This is a genomic window from Actinacidiphila sp. bgisy167 (assembly GCF_057707665.1).
In genome coordinates this window covers 1-22,770 of sequence record NZ_JBYIQP010000029.1, presented here as the reverse complement: position 1 = coordinate 22,770, position 22,770 = coordinate 1, and the positions used below count along the sequence as shown (strand labels likewise).

The following is a 22,770-nucleotide window of genomic DNA, read 5'->3' as shown; positions in this document are numbered from 1 at the left end:
GTTCGGTCGGCACTGGCACCGGCACACGCACATCGGCCGACGGGACGTGCTACGCCCCGCCGGCCGACGGACTTCCCCCGAACGGCGAACCCACGAACGCTGTGCGGGTGGGCCGCCATCACTGGTCGAGAGTGTCCTTGCCCTTCTCGACGACCTGCTTGGCATCGCCCTTGACCTGGTCGGCCTTGCCCTTCATCCGAAGGCTCTCATCGCCGGTCAGTTTCCCCGCGGCCTCCTCGACCTTGCCCTTCATCTTCTGGCCGGTGTTCTCGGCCTTCTTCTCGGCACCCATGGGGTTCTCCTTCCGGGAGTCGCTCTGCGCTGCCCTCCGCCTGCCCTGAAGGTGTGGAAGGAAACCAGGTGCCCGGATTCTGCAGATGGCGTCCCAGCAGCGCGCCCCCGAACACCACGAAACCCACCCCGATGAGCCAGCACTGGACGATGAGCACCGTGCCGACGGCGCCGTAGGAGACGGCATTGGTCACGATCAGCGGGGCGAACACGTAGGAGGAGAAGACCCGCAGTCCGATGAGGCCGGCCATCGTCACGAGTGCCCCCGGCACCAGCGCCGGCCACGGCACCTTCCCGGCCAGCAGGAAGTACTGCCCCCACCAGAAGAAGGCGAAGCCCAGCACGACGGCAGTGCCGCCGCGGAACACCGTGTCCGGCCACCCCTCGCCCAGCACCGCCCCGCTCTGCGCCTCCGCGAACAGGTACGCCGTCAGCGCGGCCAGCCACACCGCCCGCCGCCACACGTGGTGCCATGGGGTGGGCGGCACCTGCCAGATCCGGGTGTACCCGACCTCGACACACGCGGCGAAGGAGAGGCCGAACAACGCCAGCGCCAGGAGGCTCAGACCGCTCGTGCTGCTGATCACCGCGCCGGGGGTGGCGAACACGTCCTTCACGGCCTGCGCCGGCTCGGCCGACAGTCCCATGCCGTCGACGAGCCACTGCGCGAAGCCATAGCCGTGGAAGGGCACCGCGGCGGCCACCACGATGAGCAGCGGTACGAGCGTCACCAGACCGAGTGCCGCGAACCCCATGGAGCGCTGCAGCAGCTCCAGTTCGCCCCCCTGGAGCCACATGTGGCCCGCCCGGGAGGCCCGCCAGGACCGGTAGGGATGCCGGAGCCACCGGGCCGCCCCTCCTGCCATCGCGGGGCCTCAGCGGACGGCGGCGCCGGCCGCCATGCGGCGTGCCGTGCCCGCCCGGGTCCCCGGGGCTGCTGGGCGCATCGCTCGACCTCCTTGCTCAGGCCTCTGGGGTGCACTTTACCCGGATGATCCTGGCGAACCAGGTGATACCGATCAATCAGGGCAAGGGGAGTGGAGGGGCCCGTCGGGCGGACAGTGCTGCCCCGGCTCGAGGCGCAGCGATGTGCGCCCGGCCCGCCACGCGTTCAGCAGGTGCTCCTCCAGGCGCCCCTCCAGCAGCGCCGTGGCGCGGACCCCCAGCAGGACGTCGGCGGTCAGGCCGGGCTCGCGGGCCAGCAGATCGCCGATGACGTCGTGGCGCATCACCTGCTCGTGGACCGCGTCGGCCTCGATGTGCTCCGCGTAGAAGTGCCGGCAGGCCGCAGCGCCGCCGAGCCGGTCGATCGCCTCCACCGTCCGGCGCGCTGACGGCGAGGTGCCGATCTCTGCGGCGGCGAAGTGCCCCACGAGCGCTCCCCGCAGTTCCCGGTGCAGGCCCATCCAGGACATCACGTTCACGGTGGCGAGAGTGACGGCCGGCACGGCGTCCACGTAGTGCCCGTACGAGGCGTCCAGCCCGGCGCCCCGGAGCAGGTCGGCGTAGAGCCGCGCATGGACGCGCTCGCCGCGCCCGCCCCCGAACTCGTCGTACTCGACGGCCACCAGCGAGGCTTTCGCCTGACCGGTGAGCCTTGGAATGACCCAGGCCTGCGGATCGGCCTCCTTGAGCTGGTAGACCGACCGGTGCACGAAGAACTCCCGCAACTGCTCCCAGGTGCCCTCGTCGCGCAGGAAGTACGACACGCCGCGAGCGTCGCGGGGCTCGCACAGCAGCCCCTCCAGTTCCCGGTCGAGGGCGTCGCGGGCCTCGCCTCCTTCGGGACCCGGCGGCAGGTCGGCGCGGATCGCCGCCCCGAAGGCGCGCTCCATGGCGCCGCGCAGCCCCAGCAGCCCGGGATCCCACTCCCAGCCGGGATCCACCCCGGCGAAGCCCCGGTAGTGCAGCTCGTAGCAGACGTGCAGGGCCAGCTGCAGGTCCTCGCCGTAGGGATCGGCATCCTCCAGCGCCCCGGCGGCCGGTGCCGGCGATGTTCCCGGCGGGCCGGCGGTGAGGGCGCCGAGCACGGCGCGGGAGAGGGGGCCGCGCGCCGCGGGCAGCACCGGCTCAGTGGTCCGGGGAACGGTCGAGGGGTAGCGGACCGCGTCCATCGGGTCCTCCGTCGGTCGGTGCGGTGATGTCACGGAGCAGGTCGCCCGCAGTTGCCCCTGCCCGGTGTCGCCGGGGGCATGCGGCCGTCGGGCGCCGTCTGCCCGATCGGCGTGTCCACCCCGGTGCGCTTCCCGCCCGCGCTGCCGGTCGGGGCCGCCGCCCGGCAGCGCGGGTGCGGCCAGGCGGCGCGGACGAAGGGCAGGTCGCCGGTGTGCTCCAGCGCGGGCGCGACGCGTTCGCGTAGTTCCCTCGGTTCCCCGCGGAGCGCGGTGGCGGCACGCAGGTTGTGCGGACGGGCAACGGGATGTCGTGGCGGCCCGGGGGCATCCACGGGCGGCCGATCAGAGCGCGACGGCGGTGAGCCGCGGCATCATGCGCGGTGCCGGGACGCCCCGAGAGAGGTCTTCGAGGCGCGGTGCGCACCAGCGCCCGTGTGGGGGCCGTCTGCAGCGCCGTCCCCTCGGCGGCACCACCCAGCCCGTCCGCCGCCCGGCCCTCGACGTTCGGCAGCCGGGGTGGGGTGGGGGCCTGCCGGCCGGCAGGTGATGGCGCGGGGTCCGCCCCCGCGCCAGCGGGTCGACCTCGCTGTCGGGTTCGGCAGCCGAGGCGAACAACGGTGGGATCCCGGAACCTGGGAGACGCGCCTGGTCCAGTACGCGCCGGTTGGCCTGACCGGAGTCCCGGTCGCGGTGGTACGGCGAGTCGACCGACAGCGCCGGCCATGTCGGCGGCCGGTGGCGACACCCGTGGGTGGCCCATCGCTCTGCGCGGCCCCACATCGTGCCGCAGCGTGACGCCCGGGGCCCGCGCAGACACGCCGGGCCCCGGGCGGCGGACTCCGGTCGACCAGCCGTCCGCTGCCGGGACCGGCCAGCAGGCTCCTCCTCGACCTCGAAGGCCGGACCGCCTGCCGGAGCCCGGTCGCGCACGTTGCCCGTGCACCCCACCCCGGAGCGGCGGGGGAGCCCGTCGGCGTCGTCGGCCGCGGGCCGTTCGCCGCGGTCATCCACCGGGGGCGACCCGACCCCGCCAGGCCCCCGACTCGCTGCCCCGTTCCTCGATGTAGTGCTTGAACCGCCGCAGGTCGCCCCGCGCCCGCCGGTCGAGGACGCCGAGCGCGTCGGCGGCCTTCTCGGCGAGCCCCGAGGTCTCCACCTGCATGGCGAGATTGACCCGGGTGTGCGACGGGTCGATCTCCTGGAAGGTCACGACGCCCCGTTGCCGGATGTCCCCGCTGACCGTGCGCCAGGCGACGCGTTCGTCCGCCAGCTGGTCGACGATCTCCGTGTCGAACTCCCGGCGGGCGCCGGCGATGTTCGTCACCCAGTGGTTGTGCCGGTCGTCGATCTGGGTCACCTGCTCCACGCCCTCCATGAAGTGCGGGAACTCCTCGAACTGGGTCCACTGGTTGTACGCGGTGTGCAGCGGGACGCCGACGTCGACGGATTCGCTGATCGTGCCCATGGATGCGCTCCTTTCGAACGACGCGAGGATCGTCGTCGGATCGGCTTCCCGCAGCGGATGCCCCTAATCTTCCCCGTCCGGCGGCGCGGGCCAGGGCGGTCGCCCCCCGAGGCCCTCGGCGGCCGCAGCGCTCGAACGCCCGGGGCGGGGGCGCCCGGCGCGGGACTTCGCCCCTGGCGTGATTGTGCGATGCTCACAGAGTGGGCCACGACGAAGTCGCCTCGGCGTCCGGTGGCCGGCCGTCCGAGCGCTCCGCGGCCGACCAGCTGGCTCGTACGGTTGCCCGGCTGCGCGCCGAACTCGACGAGGAGCGGCTCGCGGCGCCCGCACGAGCCGCGGCCGAACGGGCCCGGGGCGTTCTCATGGGCCGCCTGGGGCTGGGGCCCGGCGCCGCACAGGAGGAACTGCAGCGGCGCGCGAACCGGGCCGGCCGCACCGTTCTGGAGGAGGCCTGGGCGATCCTCGGCGGCATCCAGTCGTCCCGCGTCGCACGCACCCCGGCGCGGCAGCGACCCGACCCGCTTCCCGAGGCCGGCACACCCCCGCCGACGCCGTCCGGCGACCCGCGCTCCGCCTTCACCTCCTCGCGCTACACCTCCCTGCACCGCCCCTCGCCGCCGTGCCCGCCGGGGCCCGGCGGCGCCCGTACCTCCGGGGGCGTCGCGGAGGAACTGACGTGGCTGCTCGTGGGACAACTCGGGGAGACCGCGGACGTCGACGCCGTCCTGCTCTACACCAGCGCACCGGCGGGCGGGCTCGACCTGGTCGCCCACTGCGGCATCGACGCCGGCATCGCCTGCGCCTGGGGCCACCTGCCGCCGCTGGCGGCGCTGGCACCGGTGGAGGCGGTCCGCCTCGGCCGCCCGGTGTGGCTCTCCGGCCTCGACAAGGACGGCGCCGACCGCGTCCTCCTCGGCGACCGTCCCGGCACGTGGGCCTCCCGGGCGTGGCTGCCGCTGCACCGCGGCGAGGACGTCGTGGGCGTGGTGGGCTTCTTCCGTGAACGCTCCGACGACTTCGACACCGCCGACCGCGCGCTGCTGACCGCCGCCGCACGGGCCTGCGCCGGCTGCCTGTCGCCCGCCCCCGCCGCCACCTGGCCGTCGACCGTGCAGGCCGTCCTGGACACCCTGTACGAGGCGACGGTCCTCCTCGTCCCCGTACGCGGTGTGGAGGGCGAGGTGACGGACTTCCGCATCGAGGCGGCCGCCCCCGCGTCGGTGGACGTGGCCGGCCGTACGGGGCGCGAACTGGTCGGCCGGCGCCTCCTGGAGTGCTATCCGACGGTGGCCGGCACCCCGCTGTGGCAGGGGTACCTGCGAACCCTGGCGACCGGTGAACCCTATGAGACAGAGCCCTTCGAGTACCACGAGGTGGCCGCGGGCGTACCGCGCAGCTCCACCTACTCCGTGGCCGCTGTACGCCTGGGCGACGCCCTGGTCGTCTCCTGGCTGCGGCTCGACACGGCCGACCGCGAGGTCCAGCGGTTGCGCCGGCTCCAGCACCTGGGCAACCTCGGCTGGACCGACTGGGATCTGGTCACCGACACCCTGAGCTGGTCACCGCAGGTGTACACGGTGTTCGACCGCGACCCCGAGCTCGGGCCCATGCCGCTCGACGAGCTGCCCCAGCACCTCTTCCCCGAGGACGTGCCCGCCGTCGGCGCCGCGGTGCGCGCGCTGCTCGAACGGGGCGAACCGGTCGACGCGCCGTTCCGCATCCGTACCCCCCACGGGACCCGCCACCTGCGGATGGTCGCCGAGGCCGACACCGACGCCGAGGGCACGCCCGTGGTGGTGCACGGCTTCTTCCAGGACCTGACCGCCCTGCGCCACGGTGAGATCGCGCTCGACGAGGCCCACCGTGCGTTCAGCACGCAGCAGCGGAGCCTCAACGCCGAGCACATCCTCGCGCAGCGGCTGCAGCGCGCCCTGCTGCCCGTCCCCGAGGAGCCCCTCGAACTGGGCGGCGTCAGCTGCGACGTCTCGTACCTGCCGGCCGAGAGCTCGATCCAGATCGGCGGTGACTGGTTCACCGCCCTCGCCCTCCCCGACGACTCCGTGCTGCTGGCGGTCGGCGACGTCGCCGGCCACGGTGTGGAGGCCGTCGCCACGATGGCCGGACTCCGCCACGGCGCCGAGGCCATGGCCCTGAGCGGCACGCCCCCGCACCGGCTGCTGGAGCGCCTCAACCAGGTGCTCATGAACTCCGGCTCCGCCACCGCCACGATGGTCCTCGCCCAGTACCGGCCCGGTGAGGGCGTGCTCACCTGGGCCCAGGCAGGGCACCTCCCCGTGCTCCACCTGCGTGGTGGCCGCGCCGAGTACCTCGAGCGCCCCAAAGGCCGCATCCTGGGCGCCGGCCGGGACAGCACGTACGGCATGTGCGAGACCCGTCTGCACGCCGGGGACCGGCTCTTCCTCTTCACCGACGGCCTCATCGAGCGCCGTGACCAGGAGATCGACGCCGGACTGGCCGATCTCGCCCGCGTCGCCGAGCGGGTCGCCACGGAGGACTGCACCACGGTCGCGGCCGCCCTCACACAGGCGCTGGGTCCCGCGAACCCGCGCGATGACACGTGCCTTCTCTGTGTGCGCGTCTGCGCGTGAAGCCGTGAGCGGAACCGGGGCCCGGGGCGTGAGCGGAGGCCGTGTGCGCCGCCCCTGCCGGGGCCGACCACCGAGCGCTGCGACCGGGAGATCGATTCCGGACCGGCCGCTCGCGCCCGTGTCGCCGAGCAGCGGTGCCGCGGAGGACTGCGCAATGGTCGGCCGCCCTCACACAAGGCCGCGGGTCCCGTGATCGTGTGCGCGTCTGCGCGTGAAGCCGTGAGCGGAACCGGGGCCCGGGGCGTGAGCGGAGGCCGTGTGCGCCGCCCCTGCCGGGGCCGAGGTCATCCGGAGGGCGAGCGGCGGGGCGGCGCGTTCTCCCAGGCCGCGGCGCCGGCCACGGGGGGCCTGGGGCTGCCCAAGGCCCAGGGCCTCCGCCCGCCACCCGGCAGCGCGGCCCGGGCGGACAGGGCGGCCGGATACCGCCGCCGACCGGGGACCCTGTAGGTTCTTGCGCTGTGGAGGAGCTGGACCGGCAGATCGTGGAACTTCTCGTGGCCGACGGGCGCATGAGCTACACCGACCTGGGCAAGGCCACCGGCCTGTCCACCTCCGCCGTGCATCAGCGCGTCCGGCGCCTGGAGCAGCGCGGGGTGATCCGCGGGTACGCGGCGGTCGTGGACCCGGAGGCGGTGGGGCTGTCGCTGACGGCGTTCGTCTCGGTGAAGCCCTTCGATCCGAGCGCTCCCGACGACATCGCCGACCGGCTGGCCGAGGTGCCCGAGATCGAGGCATGCCACAGCGTCGCGGGCGAGGAGAACTACATCCTCAAGGTCCGGGTGGCGACCCCGATCGAGCTGGAGCACCTGCTCGCGAGGATCCGCACCCTGGCCGGGGTCTCCACCCGCACCACGGTCGTCCTCTCCACGCCGTATGAGGCGCGCCCACCGCGCGTCTGATCCGAGGGGCCCGGGCGGCCCCCGACCCACCGCACCATCCCGTCTCCCGCCCCTGCCGGGGCCCGGGCGGGCCCAACATCATCGCGAGGCGAAACCCAGTGCCGCACACCACGAACGAGCCGACCACCACCGTGCTGCTGCGCGGCGGCGACGTCTACAGCCCTGCCGACCCCTTCGCGACGGCCATGGTCGTCGACGGCGGCACGGTCGCCTGGGTCGGCTCCGAAGGAGCCGCGGAGTCCTATGCGGCGGGCGTCGACGAGGTGATCGACCTCGGCGGGGCGCTGGTCACCCCCGCCTTCACCGACGCCCACGTGCACACCACCGCCACCGGCCTGGCCCTGACCGGCCTCGACCTGGCCGCCGCCCGGGACCTGGCCGACGCCCTCGACCGGGTCGGCGCGTACGCGCGCGCCAACCCCGGCCACCGGGTGCTGCTCGGCCACGGCTGGGACGAGAGCCGCTGGCCGGGACGCCGCCCTCCGACCCGCGCGGAACTGGACGCGGCGACCGGCGGCCGTCCCCTGTATCTGACGCGTGCCGACGTCCACTCGGCCGTCGTCACCACCGCCCTGCTGGCCCTGGCCCCCGGGGTCGAGGGCATGGCCGGCCACGACCCCGAGGGGCCGCTCACCCGCGACGCCCACCACGCGGTACGGCGCGCCGCGTACGCCGCCGTCACGCCCGAGCAGCGGGCCGCGGCCCAGCGCGCCGCCCTCGACCACGCCGCCTCGCTCGGCATCGGCGCCGTCCACGAGTGCGCGGGTCCGGACATCTCCTCCGAGGACGACCTCACGGCGCTGCTGCGGCTCGCCGCGGCCGAGCCCGGGCCGCGGGTGTACGGCTACTGGGCCGAGGCGGTGACCGGCGCGAAGGACCTCGAGCGGATCCGTGACCTGGGTGCCGTCGGCGCGGGCGGCGACCTGTTCGTGGACGGCTCCATCGGCTCCCGCACGGCCTGCCTGCACGCCCCGTACGCCGACGCTCCGGCCGTCGCGGGCACCGCCTACCTGGACGAGGCCGCGATCGCCGACCACGTGGCGCTGTGCACCGAGGCTGGGGTGCAGGCGGGCTTCCACGCGATCGGCGACGCCGCCGTGGCCGCCGTCGCCGAAGGGGTGCGCGAGGCCGCCCGCCGGGTGGGCCTGGAGCGGGTGCGAGCGCTGCGGCACCGTGTGGAGCACGCCGAGATGATGACCGAGGACACCATCGCCGCCTTCGCGGACCTGGGCCTGGTCGCCTCCGTGCAGCCCGCCTTCGACGCGGCCTGGGGCGGCGAGGACGGCATGTACGCGCGGCGGCTCGGCGCCGAGCGGGCACGCACCATGAACCCCTTCGCCGCCATGACCCGGGCCGGTGTGCCGCTCGCTCTCGGATCCGACGCTCCGGTCACCCCGCTCGACCCCTGGGGCACCGTGCGCGCCGCCGCCTTCCACCGGACCCTCGAGCACCGCATCTCCGTCCGAGGCGCCTTCAACGCCCACACCCGCGGCGGCTGGCGCGCGGTCGGCCGCGACGAGGCGGGCGTCCTCGTGCCCGGCGCACCCGCCGACTACGTGGTGTGGCGGGCCGGCGACCTCGTGGTCCAGGCCCCCGACGAGCGGGTCGCCAACTGGTCGACCGACCCCCGCTCGGGCACTCCCGGGCTGCCCGACCTCACTCCGGGGCTGCCGCTGCCCACGGCGTTGCGCACGGTGGTGGGCGGCCGCACCGTCTTCGCACGGCCTAACGAGTGACGGGTCGGCGGCCGATGCCTCCGAAGGGTTCTCCGTCGGGATGGCGTCGAACTGTTTCCGGCCTCGCTTGACCTGCTGATTCATTCGATCCGCGCAGGTCAAGCGGCTTTTGACAGGCGACCGTCGGGGGCGAGTAGGTTCGGCCGGGTCCACCACCGGACGTCCGACCGGATCTCCCTGCGCCGACGGTCGCAGCTGGGCCACGGGGCGTCGTGCCGTACGGCGCGGGCCACTGTGCCAGGTCCAGCGCTCGCGGCACGGAACGCGGTCCGCCCCGGCGGGAGGCGCCGCCCGGTCGGCAGGTGTGACCCGGGAGGGGCCCGGACGCCCAGTAGACAACGGCCTTGTCGCCGACCCGCAGCCAGCGGGTCCCAGGTCGGCCCGAAGGGCGTTCCGGGCCCCGAGCAGTTCGGACGGCGGGATCACCGGCAGGCCGCCCGCGCCCGGACACCGGAGGCTTCCCACACCGGAGGCGTTTCCCGCACCGCACCGGAGGCGCCGTGCCGCCGAGCCGGCCGAGCGCCCGCCGCCCCGCGCGCAGGGGCGATGCCCGGGTCCGCCGGCCCGTCCTCAGCCTGCGCCGGGGCGGGCGCCGCATGTGCGTGAACCCTCCGCACCTCCTGCCGCGCACGTTCGTGAAGCCCCCGCGCACGCCCCGCGAAGCCGCTGCTCCGGACCGCTGCCGGGCCCGCCGTGGAGGCTTTGCCCGCCCGGGGTCCACGGGGTAGGGCCGACCACGGTACGGTCACTCTCACACAGTGACCACCTGCAGGAAGGCCGCGAACCTTGCGACCGCGCTCCGACGCTGCACCGGCCTCCGCCGCGCCGCCCGCGACGTCCATAGAACCGCCGCCGCCGCCGACCGACCCGCCGCCCGGCCGCACGGTCCGCGCGGTGCGCACCGTGCGGGCGAACGCCAGGCGGTCGGCGCTCGCCGCGCTGTGCGGCCTGGCCTTGGCGCTCGCGTTCCCCCCGTACGGGGTGTGGCCGCTGTCGGTCGCGGCGGTGGCGGGTCTGGCGCTGCTCATCCGAGGCCGTAGCGCCCGGCAGGGCGCATGGCTCGGCTTCGCCTTCGGGCTGCCCTTCTTCGTCTGGCTCCTGGTGTGGCTGCGGGTGATCGGCTGGGACGCGGTCGTGGGCCTGTCCGTGATCGAGGCCGCCTTCGTCGCCGTGCTGGGTGCGGGTCTGGCGGTCACCTCGCGGCTGCGCGCCTGGCCGCTGTGGGGCGCCTGCCTGTGGGTGGCGGAGGAACTCGCCAGGGACCGGCTGCCGTTCGGCGGCTTCCCCTGGGGGCGCCTGGCCTTCGCCAACACCGCCACTCCCTTCACGCCGCTCGCCGCGCTCGGCGGCGCGCCGCTGGTGACCTTCGCCGTCGCGCTGTGCGGCTTGCTGCTGGCGGCGTGCGCGGTCGCCGTGTGGCGGCTGCGCAGGGGCCCGGTCGTCTTCGGTCCGCGGCGCTTCGTGCCGGCCGGGACGGCGGTGGTGCTGGCCGGGGCCACCCTCGCCGCCGGTTTCGCGGTACCGGCGCCCACCGCGGCCGACGACACCGTCCGGGTGGCGGTCGTGCAGGGCAACGTCCAGCAGCCGGGCATGCACTTCCTCGGCCGCCCCCTGAAGATCCTCACCAACCACGTCGACGCGACCCTGAAGCTCGCAGAGGACATCAAGGCCGGCCGCGCTCCCCAGCCGGACCTGGTGATCTGGCCGGAGAACTCCTCCGACATGGACCCGTTCTCCGAGCCCCAGGCCTACGCCCTGATCACCAAGGCGGTCCGGGCCGTCGGCGTACCCGTCCTCGTGGGCGCCCTGGTCGACGGCCCCGACGCGGACCACGTGCAGAACGAGGGCATCGTCTGGGACCCGGACAACGGCCCCGGCGACCACTACACCAAGCAGCACCCTGTGCCCTTCGGTGAGTACGTGCCGTTCCGCCGGCAGCTCACCAAGGTCATCAAGCGGCTCGACCAGGTCCCGCGCGACTTCTACCCGGGCAAGGGCAGCGGCGTCCTGCAGATCGGCCCCGCGAAGCTCGGTGACGTCATCTGCTTCGAGGTGGCGTACGACGGGATCGTCCGCGACACCGTCGCCGCGGGCGCCCGAGCCCTCGTCATCCAGACCAACAACGCCACCTACGGCCGCACCGGCCAGCCCGAGCAGCAGTTGGCGATGTCCCGGCTGCGCGCCGTGGAGCACGGCCGCGCCGTGGTGACGGCCGCGACGAGCGGCATCACCGCCGTCGTCGCCCCCGACGGGCGGATCGAGCAGCAGACCGCTGAGTTCACACAGGCCGTGCTCAGCGCCCGGCTGCCGCTCCGCGACGATCTGACCGTCGCCGACCGCGTCGGCTCGGCTCCCGAATGGACCCTCGCTATGGTGGGCCTTCTGTCCTGGGCCGCAGCGATCATGCTGGGCAGGCGAGGACGTACCGAGACGGAGGAACAGCAGTGAGCGATGGCGGTGGGGTCACCCGCGGCGCGGGCCAGGGGAGGGCTTTCGGGCCGCTCGGCTCGGTTCTCGTGATCATCCCGACGTACAACGAGGCCGACAACGTCAAGCCGATCGTGGCACGGGTCCGCGCGGCTGTGCCCGACGCGCACGTCCTCGTCGCCGACGACAACAGTCCCGACGGCACCGGCAAGCTCGCGGACGAACTGGCGGTCTCCGACGACCACGTCCATGTGCTGCACCGCAAGGGCAAGGAGGGGCTGGGCGCCGCCTATCTCGCGGGCTTCCGGTGGGGCATCGAGCGGGACTACGGCGTGCTGGTGGAGATGGACGCCGACGGCTCGCACCAGCCCGAGGAGCTGCCGCGCCTGCTGACCGCCCTCAAGGGCGCGGACGTGGTCCTGGGCTCCCGCTGGATCCCCGGCGGCCGGGTCGTCAACTGGCCCAAGACCCGCGAGTTCCTCTCCCGCGGCGGCAGCACCTACTCGCGACTGCTGCTCGACGTGCCGCTGCGCGACGTCACCGGCGGCTACCGGGCGTTCCGCAAGGAGACGCTGCTGGGTCTGGGCATGGAGGAGGTGGCCTCCCAGGGCTACTGCTTCCAGGTGGACCTGGCCTGGCGCGCGGTCAGGTCCGGCTTCCATGTCGTCGAGGTCCCCATCACCTTCGTGGAGCGGGAGCGCGGCGACAGCAAGATGAGCCGGGAGATCGTGGCCGAGGCGCTGTGGCGGGTCACCGCCTGGGGCGTGGGCTCCCGTGTGAAGCGGCTGGCGTCCGGGCGGCGCCGCGGCTGACGGGCCCTTCGGGCTCCGGCGGGGAGCAGGCACAATGGTGCCTATGACGATCAGTTCCCCGCCGCCGGGCGGCCCCCGGCACCCCGGCGGTGACGCGCGCCCGCAGCGGCGTTCCCGCGCCGCCCGGTGGATACCTCTGGGTGCGGCCGCCTACGCGCTGCTGGAGATCTGGCTGCTCACCCTCGTGGCAGGGGCGGCCGGCGGGCTCACCGTGCTGCTGCTTCTCGTGGCGGGCTTCGTGTGCGGGGCCCTGGCCGTACGGCACGCCGGACGCAGCGCATGGCGGGCGCTGAACGAGGCGATGCGCCCCGCGGGACCGGAGCGGGAGCGGGCCGGTGCGGAGCGGAACGCCTCCGATGCGGGCAGCGGCGGCGGCACGGCACCCGTCATGATCGGCGGCCTGCTGCTGATGGTGCCCGGGCTCATCTCGGACGTGGCGGGGCTGCTCCTGCTCTTCCCGCCCACTCGTTCCCTGCTGACGAAGGCCGGTGCCCGCGCTCTGGACCGACGGGCCTCCGCGGCCCGCGGGCGGGGCGCCGGCCCGGGCTCACTGGGCGACCTCTTCGCCCAGGCGCGCGCCGCCGAGGAGCAGATGCGCATCCACCGGCCCGACGGCAAGGTCATCCAGGGCGAGGTCGTCGACCACGGCCCGTGGCGGGACGACGAAAACCCCGGGCCGCGGCACTGAGGCCACGCTCGCCCGGGGCGCACGTCTGCGGGCCCGCCCCTCACGGGCCCCCTCTTCTTCTGTCAGGCGCTCTTGCGGTTGTCGCGCGGATGCACCGCGATGTTCATGGCGCCGGAGCGCAGGACCGCGAGACGCTCGGCCAGCACTTCCTCCAGCTCCTCGACCGTGCGCCGCTCCATGAGCATGTCCCAGTGCGTGCGCGCGGGCTTGCTCGTCTTCTCTTCCGGGCCTTCCCCATCGACCAGGAGCGCGATCTGGCCGCAGGCGCGGCACTCCCACTCCGGCGGAATCTCGGCCTCCACCGAGAACGGCATCTCGAATCGATGTCCGTTCCGGCATGCGTACTCAACGGTCTGGCGCGGTGCCAGATCGATGCCGCGGTCGGTCTCGTAGCTCGTCGCCCCGAGTCGCGTGCCGCGGAGAGCTCGCTCACTCATGAATCGTGCCTCCCGGGCTGTGTCGCCCACAGGACAGGTGTCGCTGTCGTCGTCATCCGGTCAACGTCCGGTCGGCGGTGAAGATTCCCGTTCTCGGGAGGTGCGTCGTCCGTCGTGCCGCCCCTTTTTGTACCCATCGACGCCCCTTTTGTCACATCTAGCGAGAGATGTCACCCTGCGTTCTGGTACCCTTAGCGCGCAGTAACGGGCCGTTCGACGGCCAGCGGTGTACACTACCGCGCCGCACCCCTTCGCACTAAATCGTCTCGGGGACCGGATTGCCCGCGGCCGCCACCGCCCGCCGCATCGGCACCCTCGCCAGCAGCACGAAACCGATGACGAAGAAAACCACCAGGGACACGATCGCGTACCGGTAGCTCCCGGTCAGCTGGTACGTCAGCCCGAACAGCAGCGGCCCCAGCCAACTGGTGCCACGGTCGCTGATCTCGTACACCGAGTAGTACTCGGCCTCCTTGCCGCGCGGGATCAGGTGCGAGAAGAGCGAACGGGACAGCGCCTGGCTGCCGCCGAGGACCATCCCGATGGCCGCCGCCAGACAGAAGAACGCCACCGGCTCGCCGGCCGGCAGGAAGAAGCCGGCCCCGATCGTCAGCGTCCAGGCCAGGAGCGAGCCGAGCACCGTGCGGCGCGCCCCGTACCGTGCCGCCAGCCGGCCCAGCAGCAGCGCGCCGAAGACGGCCAGCACCTGCACCAGCAGGATCGCGCCGATCAGGGCTGTCTCGTCCAGCTCCAGCTCCTCGGAGCCGTAGAGCGAGGCCTGCGAGATCACGGTCTGGATGCCGTCGTTGTAGACGAGGTACGCCAGAAGGAAGGCCAGGGTGAGCTTGTGGCGGCGCATGTCCCGGACTGTGCCGATGAGTTGGCGCCAGCCCTGGCGCAGCGAACCGCCCCTGGCGTCGGCGGAGGGCCGCCCGCCCGGCGCGGTGTCGCGCAGCCGCGTCAGCGGGACGAGGGTGAAGGCCGCCCACCACAGGCCGGCCGCGGCCAGGCAGATCCGCACCGCCATGCCCTTGGAGACGCCGACCGCGTCGTGCCCGAGGAACAGCGCCAGATTGGCGACGAGCATCAACGCGCCGGCCGCGTAGCCGAACGCCCATCCCCGCGAGGAGACCGCATCGCGCTCGTGCGGGGCGGCGATCTCCGGCAGGAAGGCGTTGTAGAGGACCATGGCCGCCGCGAACGCCACATTGGCGACGATCAGCAGGCCGCCGCCGAGGAGGTAGCGGTCGCCGGTCACGAAGAACATCGCCGTCGTGGCCGTGGCGCCGATGTAGGCGAACACCCCGAGCAGCGCCTTCTTGCGGCCCGTCCGGTCGGCGACGGCCCCGGCGAGCGGCATCACCAGCACCGACAGCAGTACGGAGGCGGAGACCACGTACGCGAAGTAGGCCCCGGCGCGTGCCGGTATGCCGAGCGGGTGGACATAGCCGTCCGGGCCTGCGGCCGCCTCCGCGATGTCGGTCAGGTACGGCCCCAGGAAGACCGTGATCACACTCGTGGAGAAGACCGAGTTGGCCCAGTCGTAGAAGTACCAGCCGCGCTGTGCGCGCCGCCGCTCGTGAGCCGGGGTGGCCGTGCCGTCCTGCACCGCCGTGTCCCGCGCCTCGCCCGTGGTCACCCGTGGCTCCTGCCGATCCGTGTCGTGGGCTGTGCCGATGTGATCGGTCATGATGCCATCCACGGCTGGGGCGGGGGAGGGGGTCCAGTCGCCGGATTCGGGTGTTCATCCGGCGGACGACTTCCGTCCGCCCCGCCGGGCACGGAACTGCCCCGCGGGCGCCTCGCGGGGATCGACGGCAGGGGATCGGCCCGCGTCGCGGAGCCTCGCGGAGATCAGCCGCGAAAGCCGTTCTCGCGGCGGCGGCGCAGCAGGTAGGCGCCGGCGGCGGTACCCGCGACGATGAACGAGGCGCCGAGCAGGGTCTCGGGGAGGTTCATGCCGAGGGCGCCGCCGAAACCGGTGTCGGGGCCGTCGCCGTAGTCGCCGTACCCGTCGTCGCTGTCATGACCGCCGCCGTTGTGGCCGCGACCGTAACCGCCGCTGCCGTCGTCGTACCCGTCGTCGCTGTCATGACCGCCGCCGTTGTGGCCGGGACCGTAACCGCCGCTGCCGTGGCCATGGCCGTCCCCCTGGTCCCGGCCGCCCTCGTCGTCGCCGTCCCCGGCGTTCGGGGATGCGACACGGAGGACCTCCGAGCCCGCTTCGGAGCCGAGGGTGGGGCTGGTGCAGGTGACGACGATGATGTACGTCCCCGGTTCGGCGGTCTGCGGGATCGTGAAGGTGGCGGACAGGCCCGTCGTGGTGGGCGTGGTGACCGGGAGGGGGTTGAGGAAGAGCCGCTCCGGGGACGACACGGCCGTCGCGGTCGCGTCGACGGCACGACACGCCGCCGTGTTCGCGTGCAGGGTGACGGGTTGACCGGGTTCCGCGGCATCGGGGATGACGTCGACTTCGCTGCTGGTGCCGGAGCCGTTGGCGCCGGCGCGGCCGTCGCCGCCTTCGCTGGTGATGATGGCGACGCCTGGAGTGGAGCGGAGGTCGCTGGTGTCGGGCGAGGTGCCGGTGACGGGGACGAATCCGGTGAGGGGGGTGCCGGCGCCCGGGACCGTACCCGTGACCGCGCCCGGAACGGTGTCCGTCATGGTGCCGACGCCCGGGACCGCGCCCGCGACCGTGCCGGTGAGGGACTCGGCGCCCGCGACCGCCCCCGTGGTCGTGTCCGTGGCGGTGCCGGTGCCGGTGACCGGGTCGGCGGTGTTCTTGCTGCCGTTGTCGCCGCTGTTGCCGGCGATGGCCGGCGACACCGGGAGAATAGCGGCTGCGACCGTCACGGTCGCAGCCGCGAGGATGCGTGAACCGCGCATGGGGTGGACCTCCTTGACGGACGGGGCGGGCGGAGCCCGGAGAGCGCCGCGACACCAACTGCGACCGCGTCCTTGACAACGTCCATCTGACGAGCGCGGGCCCGGCCATGCACCTGGGAACCGGAACCGGCTTTCCGCCGGACGGGGCATGCGGATCGCGGCCGTGCTGGTGTCGCCGCAGGTCGGAGCCCTGCGCGTGCCGGGTCAGCGAAATGTGAGGACGTCGTCCATCAGGTGATCGCCACCATGTCCCGTCTCTGCGACACCTCGTCACCTGTCACACCATCAGCCGATGCTTCGTCAGGCTCCTGCCGTGCACCGGCCGAGGGCGGGCGGGGACCGGCCGGAGGCTGCCGCGTTGTCGCTGCCGTCGAAGGGGCGGTGCGCCGCCTGGGTCCCCTCCGTCGCGGTGGGGCGTGCGCCTGATACAGGCCGAGCGTCGCTGCGGCCACCGGGCACGTCCCGCGCGATCCGGCGCGCGGGGATGTCGTCTGGGTGTTCGGGTCGGGGAACGCCATGATCGGGGCCGCGCCTACGCGGCGCAGCGCCAGTTGGCCCTGCTGCCGCAGCGGTCCCACTCGATCGGGTGGGGCGCGGATTGCCCGGTTAGCGATGATCCATCAGTGTTTGACGCATACTTCGGTTTACCATCATTTATGACGGACTGTCACTCATGACTGACCGGTCGGAGCTGAGGGACTGCGATGCTGCGAAACTTCGGGGACCACACCACTCCCGTGCCCTGGTACGGACAACCCGACGCCTGGTACGGGCAGCCCGACCCGTGGTTCGGCCAGCCGTTCGTGCCAGGGCACACCGCCGACGCCGCTCGGGCGCCCGCCCGGCCGGCCGGCGCGCCTCAGCCCCCGGCCCGAGCCCGGCCCGCCGACGCGGCGAGCGCGGCGGCGGGGAAGCCGGCCGCGAACGCGAAGAAGAAGAGGAAGGGCAAGCCGACCGCGAAGGCGCCTGCCCCGCCGAAGCGCGCGACGGCACGGACGGCGCCGACCGACGCGAGCCCCGCGGCGCCGGCGCTTACGAAGACCGCTGCCCCGGCGCCTGCGAAACGGTCCGCGGCCGATCCCGCGAAGCCGCCCGCAGCGGTCCCCGCGAAGCCGCCCGTGGCGAAACCCGTGAGGCCCGGGACGTCCAGGCAGCCCAGGAAGTCCGCGGCGCGTGGCGGACCGGGGGCGCCGACCCGCCGTCAGCCGGCGCGCGGCCCCGGCCGTCCGGGCAGCGGCGCCGCCGCACGCCCGGCGGCCGGGGGTCCCGGCCAGCTGAAGCTCACACGGCGCGGCCGCGGCGCGGTGGGGGTGCTCGTGTGCTCGGTCCTCGTCACCGGGGTGGTGCTCACCGTCCAGGGTTTCATCGGGACGGACGGCCCGCCCCAGCCCTCCGCGGCCTCCGCGGCGCTCTCCGACGCGGCCGCGATCAAGGCGCCGCCGCCGCTCCCGCCCGCCCAGCCGACGCGCATCCGCATCCCCGCCGTGAGCATCGACGCACCGATCATGAACGTGGGCCTCGACAGCCGCGGCGTGATCGCGGCGCCCCCGCTGGAGAAGGCGGGTGAGGCCGCATGGTTCAAGGACTCGGTCAGCCCGGGGGCCAGGGGCTCGTCGGTCATCGTGGGGCACGTCGACAACGAGAGCGGACCCGCGGTCTTCTACAGCCTCGGGGCGCTGAAGAAGGGGTCGACCATCGACGTCGTCCGCGACGACGGCACCACGGCGATCTTCACCATCTACGGCATCGAGGTGTTCACCAAGGCGGAGTTCCCCGGCAAGCGCGTCTACGGGGACACCAAGGACCCCGAGCTGCGCGTGATCACCTGCGGCGGCACCTACAGCAAGAGCTCCGGCTACTCGGGCAACGTCGTGGTCTTCGCCCGCATGTCGAAGACGAAGGAGGCCAAGGTGTGACGGGTGCCGGCGGCCCGCCGCCGGCGGTCAGGACCACGCGCCGCGCTCGGTGAACACCGCGCGCAGGGCGTCCAGCCGATCGGTCATGATCCCGTCCACGCCGAGGTCCAGCAGGGCACGCATACGGGCCTCGTCGTTGATGGTCCACACGTGCACCTGCAGGCCCAGCCGGTGCGCCGCCCCGATGAAGGCGGGGTCGACGATCCTGATGCCGTACGCCCGCTCGGGCACCTGCACGCAGACCGCGCCGCGCCTGCGGGCCGCAGCGACGAGCAGGCGTACGGCCGCACGGCCGCCTCGGGAGAGCAGCCGCAGGTCCGCCACTCCGCGGGTGCCGAGCGAACTTGCCAGCCGCGGGCCGCCCAGCGCGCGGGCCCGCACCAGCCGGGCCTCGGAGAACGAGCCCACACAGACTCGGTCCCACGCGCCGGCCCGGCGCACGGCATCCAAGAGGGGCTCGACCGAGGCGTCCGTCTTGGCGTCCACGTTCCAGCGGGCGTCCGGGAACTCCTCCAGCAGTTCCTCGAAGAGCGGCACCGGTTCGCGCCCGGCCACGCGGGCCCGGCCCACCTCGCTCCACGGCAGGTCCGCGATCCGCCCGCGCGCGTCGGTGACCCGGTCCAGGGACGCGTCGTGGAAGGCGACGAGCACGCCGTCCGAGGTGAGGTGGACGTCGGTCTCCAGGTAGCGGTAGCCGAGGCCCACGGCCCGCCGGAACGCCCAGGCCGTGTTCTCCAGGCCGTCCGCGGTGCCCCCGCGGTGGGCGAAGGCGATCGGGGCCGGGCTGTCCAGGTACGGATGGCGTGTGTCGCTCACTCCGGCAGTATGGCGCGCCCCTCCGCGGGATCCGCCAGCGGGCGGCCCCCGCGGGCGACGACCGTCGAGTCGGCCGTCGAGTCGTCCTCCGCCCGGGACCGCGGCAGTTCGAACCGGCGCAGGAAGAACTGGGCGAGCGGACCGATCGACACCGCGTAGACGACCGTGCCCACGCCGACGCTGCCGCCGAGCGCGAATCCCGCCGCCAGCACGGTGACCTCGATCGCCGTGCGCACCAGGCGGATGGAGCGGCCGCAGCGGCGGTGCAGGCCCGTCATCAGGCCGTCCCGAGGGCCCGGGCCGTACCGGGCGGTGATGTAGAGCCCGGTCGCCACGCCGTTCAGCACGACGCCCGCCACCAGGAGCGGGAAGCGCGCGGCGAGTGCGTGCGGCTGGGGGAGCAGGGCCAGCGTGGCGTCCATCGACAGGCCGACGACGAGGACGTTGGAGACGGTGCCGAGCCCCGGCCGCTGGCGCAGCGGACACCGGTGTGCCGTGCGATGCCCTGGTGGAGGACGTCCCACGGGTCGAGGCCCAGCGCGGCGCGCACCTGCAGGGCCGCGCTCCCCCCCCGTAGAGGACCAGTCCCGCGTACAGGTGCACCAGCCGACGCGCCGTTCTGGATTGGCCCTCCATGGAATCCCCCTCTGGCGATGACGCGTGGATGAGCGACACTATGTGGCATGGTCGTGGGGGAAATCCATGGCCAATACGCGGAAGGTGGACCGGAGACCATGCAGCAGTGGACTGCAACCGTAGGCGTCACCCATCTCGCGCGCCTGCTCGAGCCCCGCCCGCCGCAACGGACCGCCGGCCGCCGCGTCCCCGCCTACCGGGGGCTCGCCGACGGCATCCGGGTCCTGGTCCTGGAGGGCCGTGTGCCCGTCGCGGCACGGCTGCCCGCGGAACGCGAGCTTGCCCTCGCCCTCGCCGTCAGCCGTACCACCGTCGCCGCCGCGTACGAGGCGCTGCGCGCCGAGGGATTCGCGCGGTCGCGGCGCGGCGCCGGCACCTGGACCGCCGTCCCGGAGGGCCACGCCCTGCCGACCCGCGGTCTGGAACCGCTGCCCCCGGAGGCCGCCGGCACCGTCATCGACCTCGGGTGCGCGGCGCTGCCCGCCCCCGAGCCATGGCTGACGCGCGCGGTCGAAGGCGCGCTGGCCGATCTGCCGTCCTACTCGGCCACCCACGGCGACTTCCCCGCCGGGCTGCCCGTGCTCCGCGAGGCCATCGCCGCGCGCTACACCGCGCGCGGCATCCCCACCCTCCCCGAGCAGATCATGGTGACCACCGGGGCCATGGGGGCCATCGCGGCCGCCGTGCGCCGTCTCGGCGCCCCCGGAGAGCGCGTGGCCGTCGAGTCCCCGAGCTACGCCAATGTCCTGGAGCTGCTGCGGGAGAGCGGCGCCAGGCTCGTCCCCGTCGCCATGCGCGAGCGTCTCGGCGGCTGGGACCTCGACGCGTGGAAGCGCGTCCTGCGCGACGCCGCGCCCCGCATGGCCTACGTCATGCCCGACTTCCAGAACCCCACCGGCACCCTCGTGCCCGACGACCAGCGCCGCGCCCTCGTCGAGGCCGCGCGCGCCGCCGGGACCGTCCTCGTCGCCGACGAGACCATGGCGGAACTCGCCCTCGACGCGCCCGCGTCCGTGCCGCGCCCGATGGCCGCCTTCGACCGCGGCGGCAGCGTCATCACCGTCGGTTCCGCGAGCAAGGCCATCTGGGCCGGACTGCGCATCGGCTGGGTCCGCGCCGCGCCCGAGGTCGTGCGCCGGCTCGTCAGCGCCCGCGCATACCTCGACCTCGGCTCGCCCGTCGTCGACCAGCTCGCCGTGGCCTGGCTGCTGCGCACCGGCGCCTGGGACGACGCGGTCGCCGCCCGGCGCGAACGGGCCCGCGCCCACCGGGACGACCTCGTGTCCGCCCTGCGCGAGCGGTTGCCGGACTGGCAGTTCGCGGTCCCGTCCGGCGGCATGACGATGTGGGTGCGCACCGGCGACGTCTCCGGCTCACGTCTCGCCGTCGCGGGCGAGCGCCTCGGTGTCCGCGTCCCCTCCGGTCCGAGGTTCGGTGTCGACGGCGCTTTCGAGGGGTACATCCGGCTGCCCTTCACCGTCGGCGGGCCCGTCGCGCGCGACGCCGTCGAGCGCCTGGCGACGGCCGCGCAGAGCGTCCGTGACGGCGGCGGGTCCGAGGGCGAGGGCGCGGGGCTCTTCGTGGCCTGACGCCTGACGCCTGGAGCCGGACGCATGGCGCCGGGGACGCGCTCCGGACAGGGCGCGGGCACGCCTACGGCTCAGCGTTCGTCCGGCAGTTCCGTGAGGCGGACCCGGAGTTCGACCTCCTGGTCCCCGGACACCGACCCCTGCTCCTCGAGGCGGAAGGAGTCGCTCAGCACCTTCTTGACCTCGCGCACATGACGGGGCCCGCCGGAGAGGTCCGCGATCAGCGCGCCGTCGAGGTGAACCGGACCGAGCTCGTGGCCATGGCTGCGGGTGTCCACGGAGGCGGCCCACACGGTCGGGTGCGAGGACCCGGGCCGGGGCTCCACGGCCTCGGTCAGCGACTCGCCGGGACGCGTCGGGAAGGCGGCCTCCAACGCGCTCAGCACCGCTCCGGCGTCCTGCTTCCCGCAGTCGGTGAGGAGGACGTCGACGTGGGAATTGGTGTGGTGGCTGCTCATCAGCGCTTCTCCTCTCGCGGGGGCACGGCGCGATCGCCGCCGCAAGCCGCTCCCCTCTTCAGCGTAGGACGGCGACCGCCCACCCGCAGCGGCCGCCGGGCACCTCGGCCCTCGGGCCGAGGCGGCTGCCACCGGCTCGCGGCGGCGGTGGTTCGGCGTCGGGCGCAGCCGTCGGCGGCCCTGCGGTGCCGTACGGCCGATCTGGCGAAGTGGATAGCGCTGCCACCGGCGGCGGCGACGGCGTACGGCGCGCCAGGGTGAGCGTTTCCTGTATCAAGGGGGTCATCGGATCCTCGCGGGCGTGCGGTCGACGGATTGTGGCTGCAGATGCCCGGAGGCATGGCTGCGGTAGGCCGGAGTGCGGCACCCATGGGGTGATGCTCACGCGGCGATCACCGCGGCGGCCGCTGTCTTGCGCAGCTAATGCAGCAGGACAGCGCTGTTGGTGAGGCCGAGCATCGAGTACGACTGGGGGAAGTTCCCCAACTGCCGCTGTGCGGCCGGGTCGTCGGCGAGCCGGATCGCACGGTCGACGGCCACCCATCACATGATCTTGGAGTGGGTGAGTTGCGTCGGCCGCCGCGGACCTCCCAGATCCCGTCGTCCGGCTTACGCCAGTGCGGCGGACGTAGTCAACGAGCTTCATGATCAGGTCCTCGGTGTTTTCTCACACCGGGCTACGCCGTGTTCGTGCGCCGGAGCCAGCGTTTCGGTGACCTCACCGGGCACGTCTAACTGCAGCTGGTCAACGGCCTCGTTGCCGACACGGACCGGGCGCGGGAACCTTCGTATCCAGGCAGCCGGTCCAGCTCGGGCATGTCGCGGCGGCCGTCAAGGCGGTACATGATCTGCAGGTTCCGGATCGCTGCCGAGCGTGCGCCGCAGCCACTGCCACAAACGCGATCGCCCTGTCGCGGGTCCGCAGCAGCGCGGACAGGGTGACTGCCGCGTCCCGCAGTCGTAGCGGTAGTAAAGTTGCGAACCCCGCCGA

The 22,770-nt window shown here is 73.9% G+C and carries 17 protein-coding genes and 1 pseudogene; 8 read left to right on the top strand and 10 right to left on the bottom strand.

Going from position 1 to position 22,770, the window contains the following annotated elements; all coding sequences use genetic code 11:
* Positions 1–118 precede the first annotated feature (118 nt).
* From AC3ET4_RS14160 to AC3ET4_RS14145, 4 genes are all read right to left on the bottom strand, one after another.
* Complete coding sequence (locus AC3ET4_RS14160; RefSeq protein WP_431949144.1) at positions 119–253, bottom strand: CsbD family protein; 135 nt, start codon at positions 251–253, stop codon at positions 119–121.
* Positions 207–1,088: a YhjD/YihY/BrkB family envelope integrity protein gene (locus tag AC3ET4_RS14155; RefSeq protein WP_431949095.1), complete on the bottom strand. Its 882-nt coding sequence runs from the start codon at positions 1,086–1,088 to the stop codon at positions 207–209. The genes AC3ET4_RS14160 and AC3ET4_RS14155 overlap by 47 nt, the downstream gene beginning before the upstream one ends.
* A 222-nt stretch (positions 1,089–1,310) precedes the next feature.
* A complete protein-coding gene (locus AC3ET4_RS14150) occupies positions 1,311–2,405 on the bottom strand; it encodes an iron-containing redox enzyme family protein (protein ID WP_431949094.1) in 1,095 nt (364 codons plus the stop codon).
* A gap of 1,003 nt (positions 2,406–3,408) precedes the next feature.
* A complete protein-coding gene (locus tag AC3ET4_RS14145; protein WP_431949093.1) occupies positions 3,409–3,870 on the bottom strand; it encodes an SRPBCC family protein in 462 nt (153 codons plus the stop codon).
* Between the two features lie 200 nt (positions 3,871–4,070).
* Between AC3ET4_RS14145 and AC3ET4_RS14140 the strand changes: the two genes are divergently transcribed.
* The 6 genes from AC3ET4_RS14140 to fxsA all read left to right on the top strand — a co-directional run bounded on the left by AC3ET4_RS14140 (position 4,071) and on the right by fxsA (position 13,041).
* On the top strand, positions 4,071–6,479 hold the full coding sequence (locus tag AC3ET4_RS14140; RefSeq protein ID WP_431949092.1) for a SpoIIE family protein phosphatase: 2,409 nt from the start codon (positions 4,071–4,073) through the stop codon (positions 6,477–6,479).
* A 458-nt stretch (positions 6,480–6,937) separates the two neighbouring features.
* A complete protein-coding gene (locus tag AC3ET4_RS14135) occupies positions 6,938–7,378 on the top strand; it encodes an Lrp/AsnC family transcriptional regulator (RefSeq protein WP_431949091.1) in 441 nt (146 codons plus the stop codon).
* A 185-nt stretch (positions 7,379–7,563) separates the two neighbouring features.
* On the top strand, positions 7,564–9,114 hold the full coding sequence (locus AC3ET4_RS14130; protein ID WP_431949143.1) for an amidohydrolase: 1,551 nt from the start codon (positions 7,564–7,566) through the stop codon (positions 9,112–9,114).
* 786 nt (positions 9,115–9,900) lie between these two features.
* Positions 9,901–11,562: an apolipoprotein N-acyltransferase gene (gene lnt, locus AC3ET4_RS14125; RefSeq protein ID WP_431949090.1), complete on the top strand. Its 1,662-nt coding sequence runs from the start codon at positions 9,901–9,903 to the stop codon at positions 11,560–11,562.
* Positions 11,559–12,353, top strand: a complete 795-nt coding sequence (locus AC3ET4_RS14120; protein ID WP_431949089.1) for a polyprenol monophosphomannose synthase — start codon at positions 11,559–11,561, stop codon at positions 12,351–12,353. The genes lnt and AC3ET4_RS14120 overlap by 4 nt, the downstream gene beginning before the upstream one ends.
* A gap of 43 nt (positions 12,354–12,396) precedes the next feature.
* On the top strand, positions 12,397–13,041 hold the full coding sequence (fxsA, locus tag AC3ET4_RS14115) for an FxsA family membrane protein (RefSeq protein WP_431949088.1): 645 nt from the start codon (positions 12,397–12,399) through the stop codon (positions 13,039–13,041).
* A 62-nt stretch (positions 13,042–13,103) separates the two neighbouring features.
* Here fxsA and AC3ET4_RS14110 read toward each other — a convergent pair whose 3' ends face one another.
* The 3 genes from AC3ET4_RS14110 to AC3ET4_RS14100 all read right to left on the bottom strand — a co-directional run bounded on the left by AC3ET4_RS14110 (position 13,104) and on the right by AC3ET4_RS14100 (position 16,364).
* The gene (locus AC3ET4_RS14110; RefSeq protein WP_431949087.1) at positions 13,104–13,478 is read right to left on the bottom strand and encodes an RNA polymerase-binding protein RbpA; all 375 of its coding nucleotides are present in this window, start codon (positions 13,476–13,478) and stop codon (positions 13,104–13,106) included.
* A gap of 256 nt (positions 13,479–13,734) precedes the next feature.
* Entirely contained in the window at positions 13,735–15,168 is a 1,434-nt protein-coding gene (locus tag AC3ET4_RS14105; protein WP_431949086.1) for an MFS transporter, read from the bottom strand.
* A 164-nt stretch (positions 15,169–15,332) separates the two neighbouring features.
* The gene (locus AC3ET4_RS14100) at positions 15,333–16,364 is read right to left on the bottom strand and encodes a hypothetical protein (RefSeq protein ID WP_431949085.1); all 1,032 of its coding nucleotides are present in this window, start codon (positions 16,362–16,364) and stop codon (positions 15,333–15,335) included.
* Between the two features lie 1,304 nt (positions 16,365–17,668).
* Between AC3ET4_RS14100 and AC3ET4_RS14095 the strand changes: the two genes are divergently transcribed.
* Positions 17,669–18,280 (top strand): class F sortase, encoded by a 612-nt coding sequence (locus tag AC3ET4_RS14095; RefSeq protein ID WP_431949084.1) that lies wholly within the window; start codon positions 17,669–17,671, stop codon positions 18,278–18,280.
* Between the two features lie 27 nt (positions 18,281–18,307).
* On the opposite strand, the gene AC3ET4_RS14090 is transcribed toward AC3ET4_RS14095, so the two are convergent.
* On the bottom strand, positions 18,308–19,096 hold the full coding sequence (locus AC3ET4_RS14090; RefSeq protein WP_431949083.1) for a glycerophosphodiester phosphodiesterase family protein: 789 nt from the start codon (positions 19,094–19,096) through the stop codon (positions 18,308–18,310).
* Positions 19,093–19,732: pseudogene (locus AC3ET4_RS14085) on the bottom strand (YczE/YyaS/YitT family protein). Before AC3ET4_RS14085 ends, AC3ET4_RS14090 begins: the two are co-directional and overlap by 4 nt.
* 98 nt (positions 19,733–19,830) lie before the next feature.
* Here AC3ET4_RS14085 and yczR point away from each other — a divergent pair.
* Positions 19,831–21,321, top strand: coding sequence for a MocR-like transcription factor YczR (yczR, locus tag AC3ET4_RS14080; protein ID WP_431949082.1), 1,491 nt, complete (start codon positions 19,831–19,833; stop codon positions 21,319–21,321).
* 71 nt (positions 21,322–21,392) lie between these two features.
* On the opposite strand, the gene AC3ET4_RS14075 is transcribed toward yczR, so the two are convergent.
* Entirely contained in the window at positions 21,393–21,779 is a 387-nt protein-coding gene (locus AC3ET4_RS14075; RefSeq protein WP_431949081.1) for a hypothetical protein, read from the bottom strand.
* Positions 21,780–22,770 lie beyond the last annotated feature (991 nt).

Excerpts from the sequence above, each read along its gene's own strand:
- AC3ET4_RS14100 (WP_431949085.1), bottom strand. The coding sequence starts at position 16,364 with ATGCGCGGTTCACGCATCCTCGCGGCTGCGACCGTGACGGTCGCAGCC.
- AC3ET4_RS14110 (WP_431949087.1), bottom strand. The coding sequence starts at position 13,478 with ATGAGTGAGCGAGCTCTCCGCGGCACGCGACTCGGGGCGACGAGCTAC.
- AC3ET4_RS14105 (WP_431949086.1), bottom strand. The coding sequence starts at position 15,168 with ATGACCGATCACATCGGCACAGCCCACGACACGGATCGGCAGGAGCCA.
- AC3ET4_RS14130 (WP_431949143.1), top strand. The coding sequence starts at position 7,564 with ATGGTCGTCGACGGCGGCACGGTCGCCTGGGTCGGCTCCGAAGGAGCC.
- AC3ET4_RS14150 (WP_431949094.1), bottom strand. The coding sequence starts at position 2,405 with ATGGACGCGGTCCGCTACCCCTCGACCGTTCCCCGGACCACTGAGCCG.
- fxsA (WP_431949088.1), top strand. The coding sequence starts at position 12,397 with ATGACGATCAGTTCCCCGCCGCCGGGCGGCCCCCGGCACCCCGGCGGT.
- yczR (WP_431949082.1), top strand. The coding sequence starts at position 19,831 with ATGCAGCAGTGGACTGCAACCGTAGGCGTCACCCATCTCGCGCGCCTG.
- AC3ET4_RS14145 (WP_431949093.1), bottom strand. The coding sequence starts at position 3,870 with ATGGGCACGATCAGCGAATCCGTCGACGTCGGCGTCCCGCTGCACACC.
- AC3ET4_RS14160 (WP_431949144.1), bottom strand. The coding sequence starts at position 253 with ATGAAGGGCAAGGTCGAGGAGGCCGCGGGGAAACTGACCGGCGATGAG.
- AC3ET4_RS14155 (WP_431949095.1), bottom strand. The coding sequence starts at position 1,088 with ATGTGGCTCCAGGGGGGCGAACTGGAGCTGCTGCAGCGCTCCATGGGG.
- AC3ET4_RS14075 (WP_431949081.1), bottom strand. The coding sequence starts at position 21,779 with ATGAGCAGCCACCACACCAATTCCCACGTCGACGTCCTCCTCACCGAC.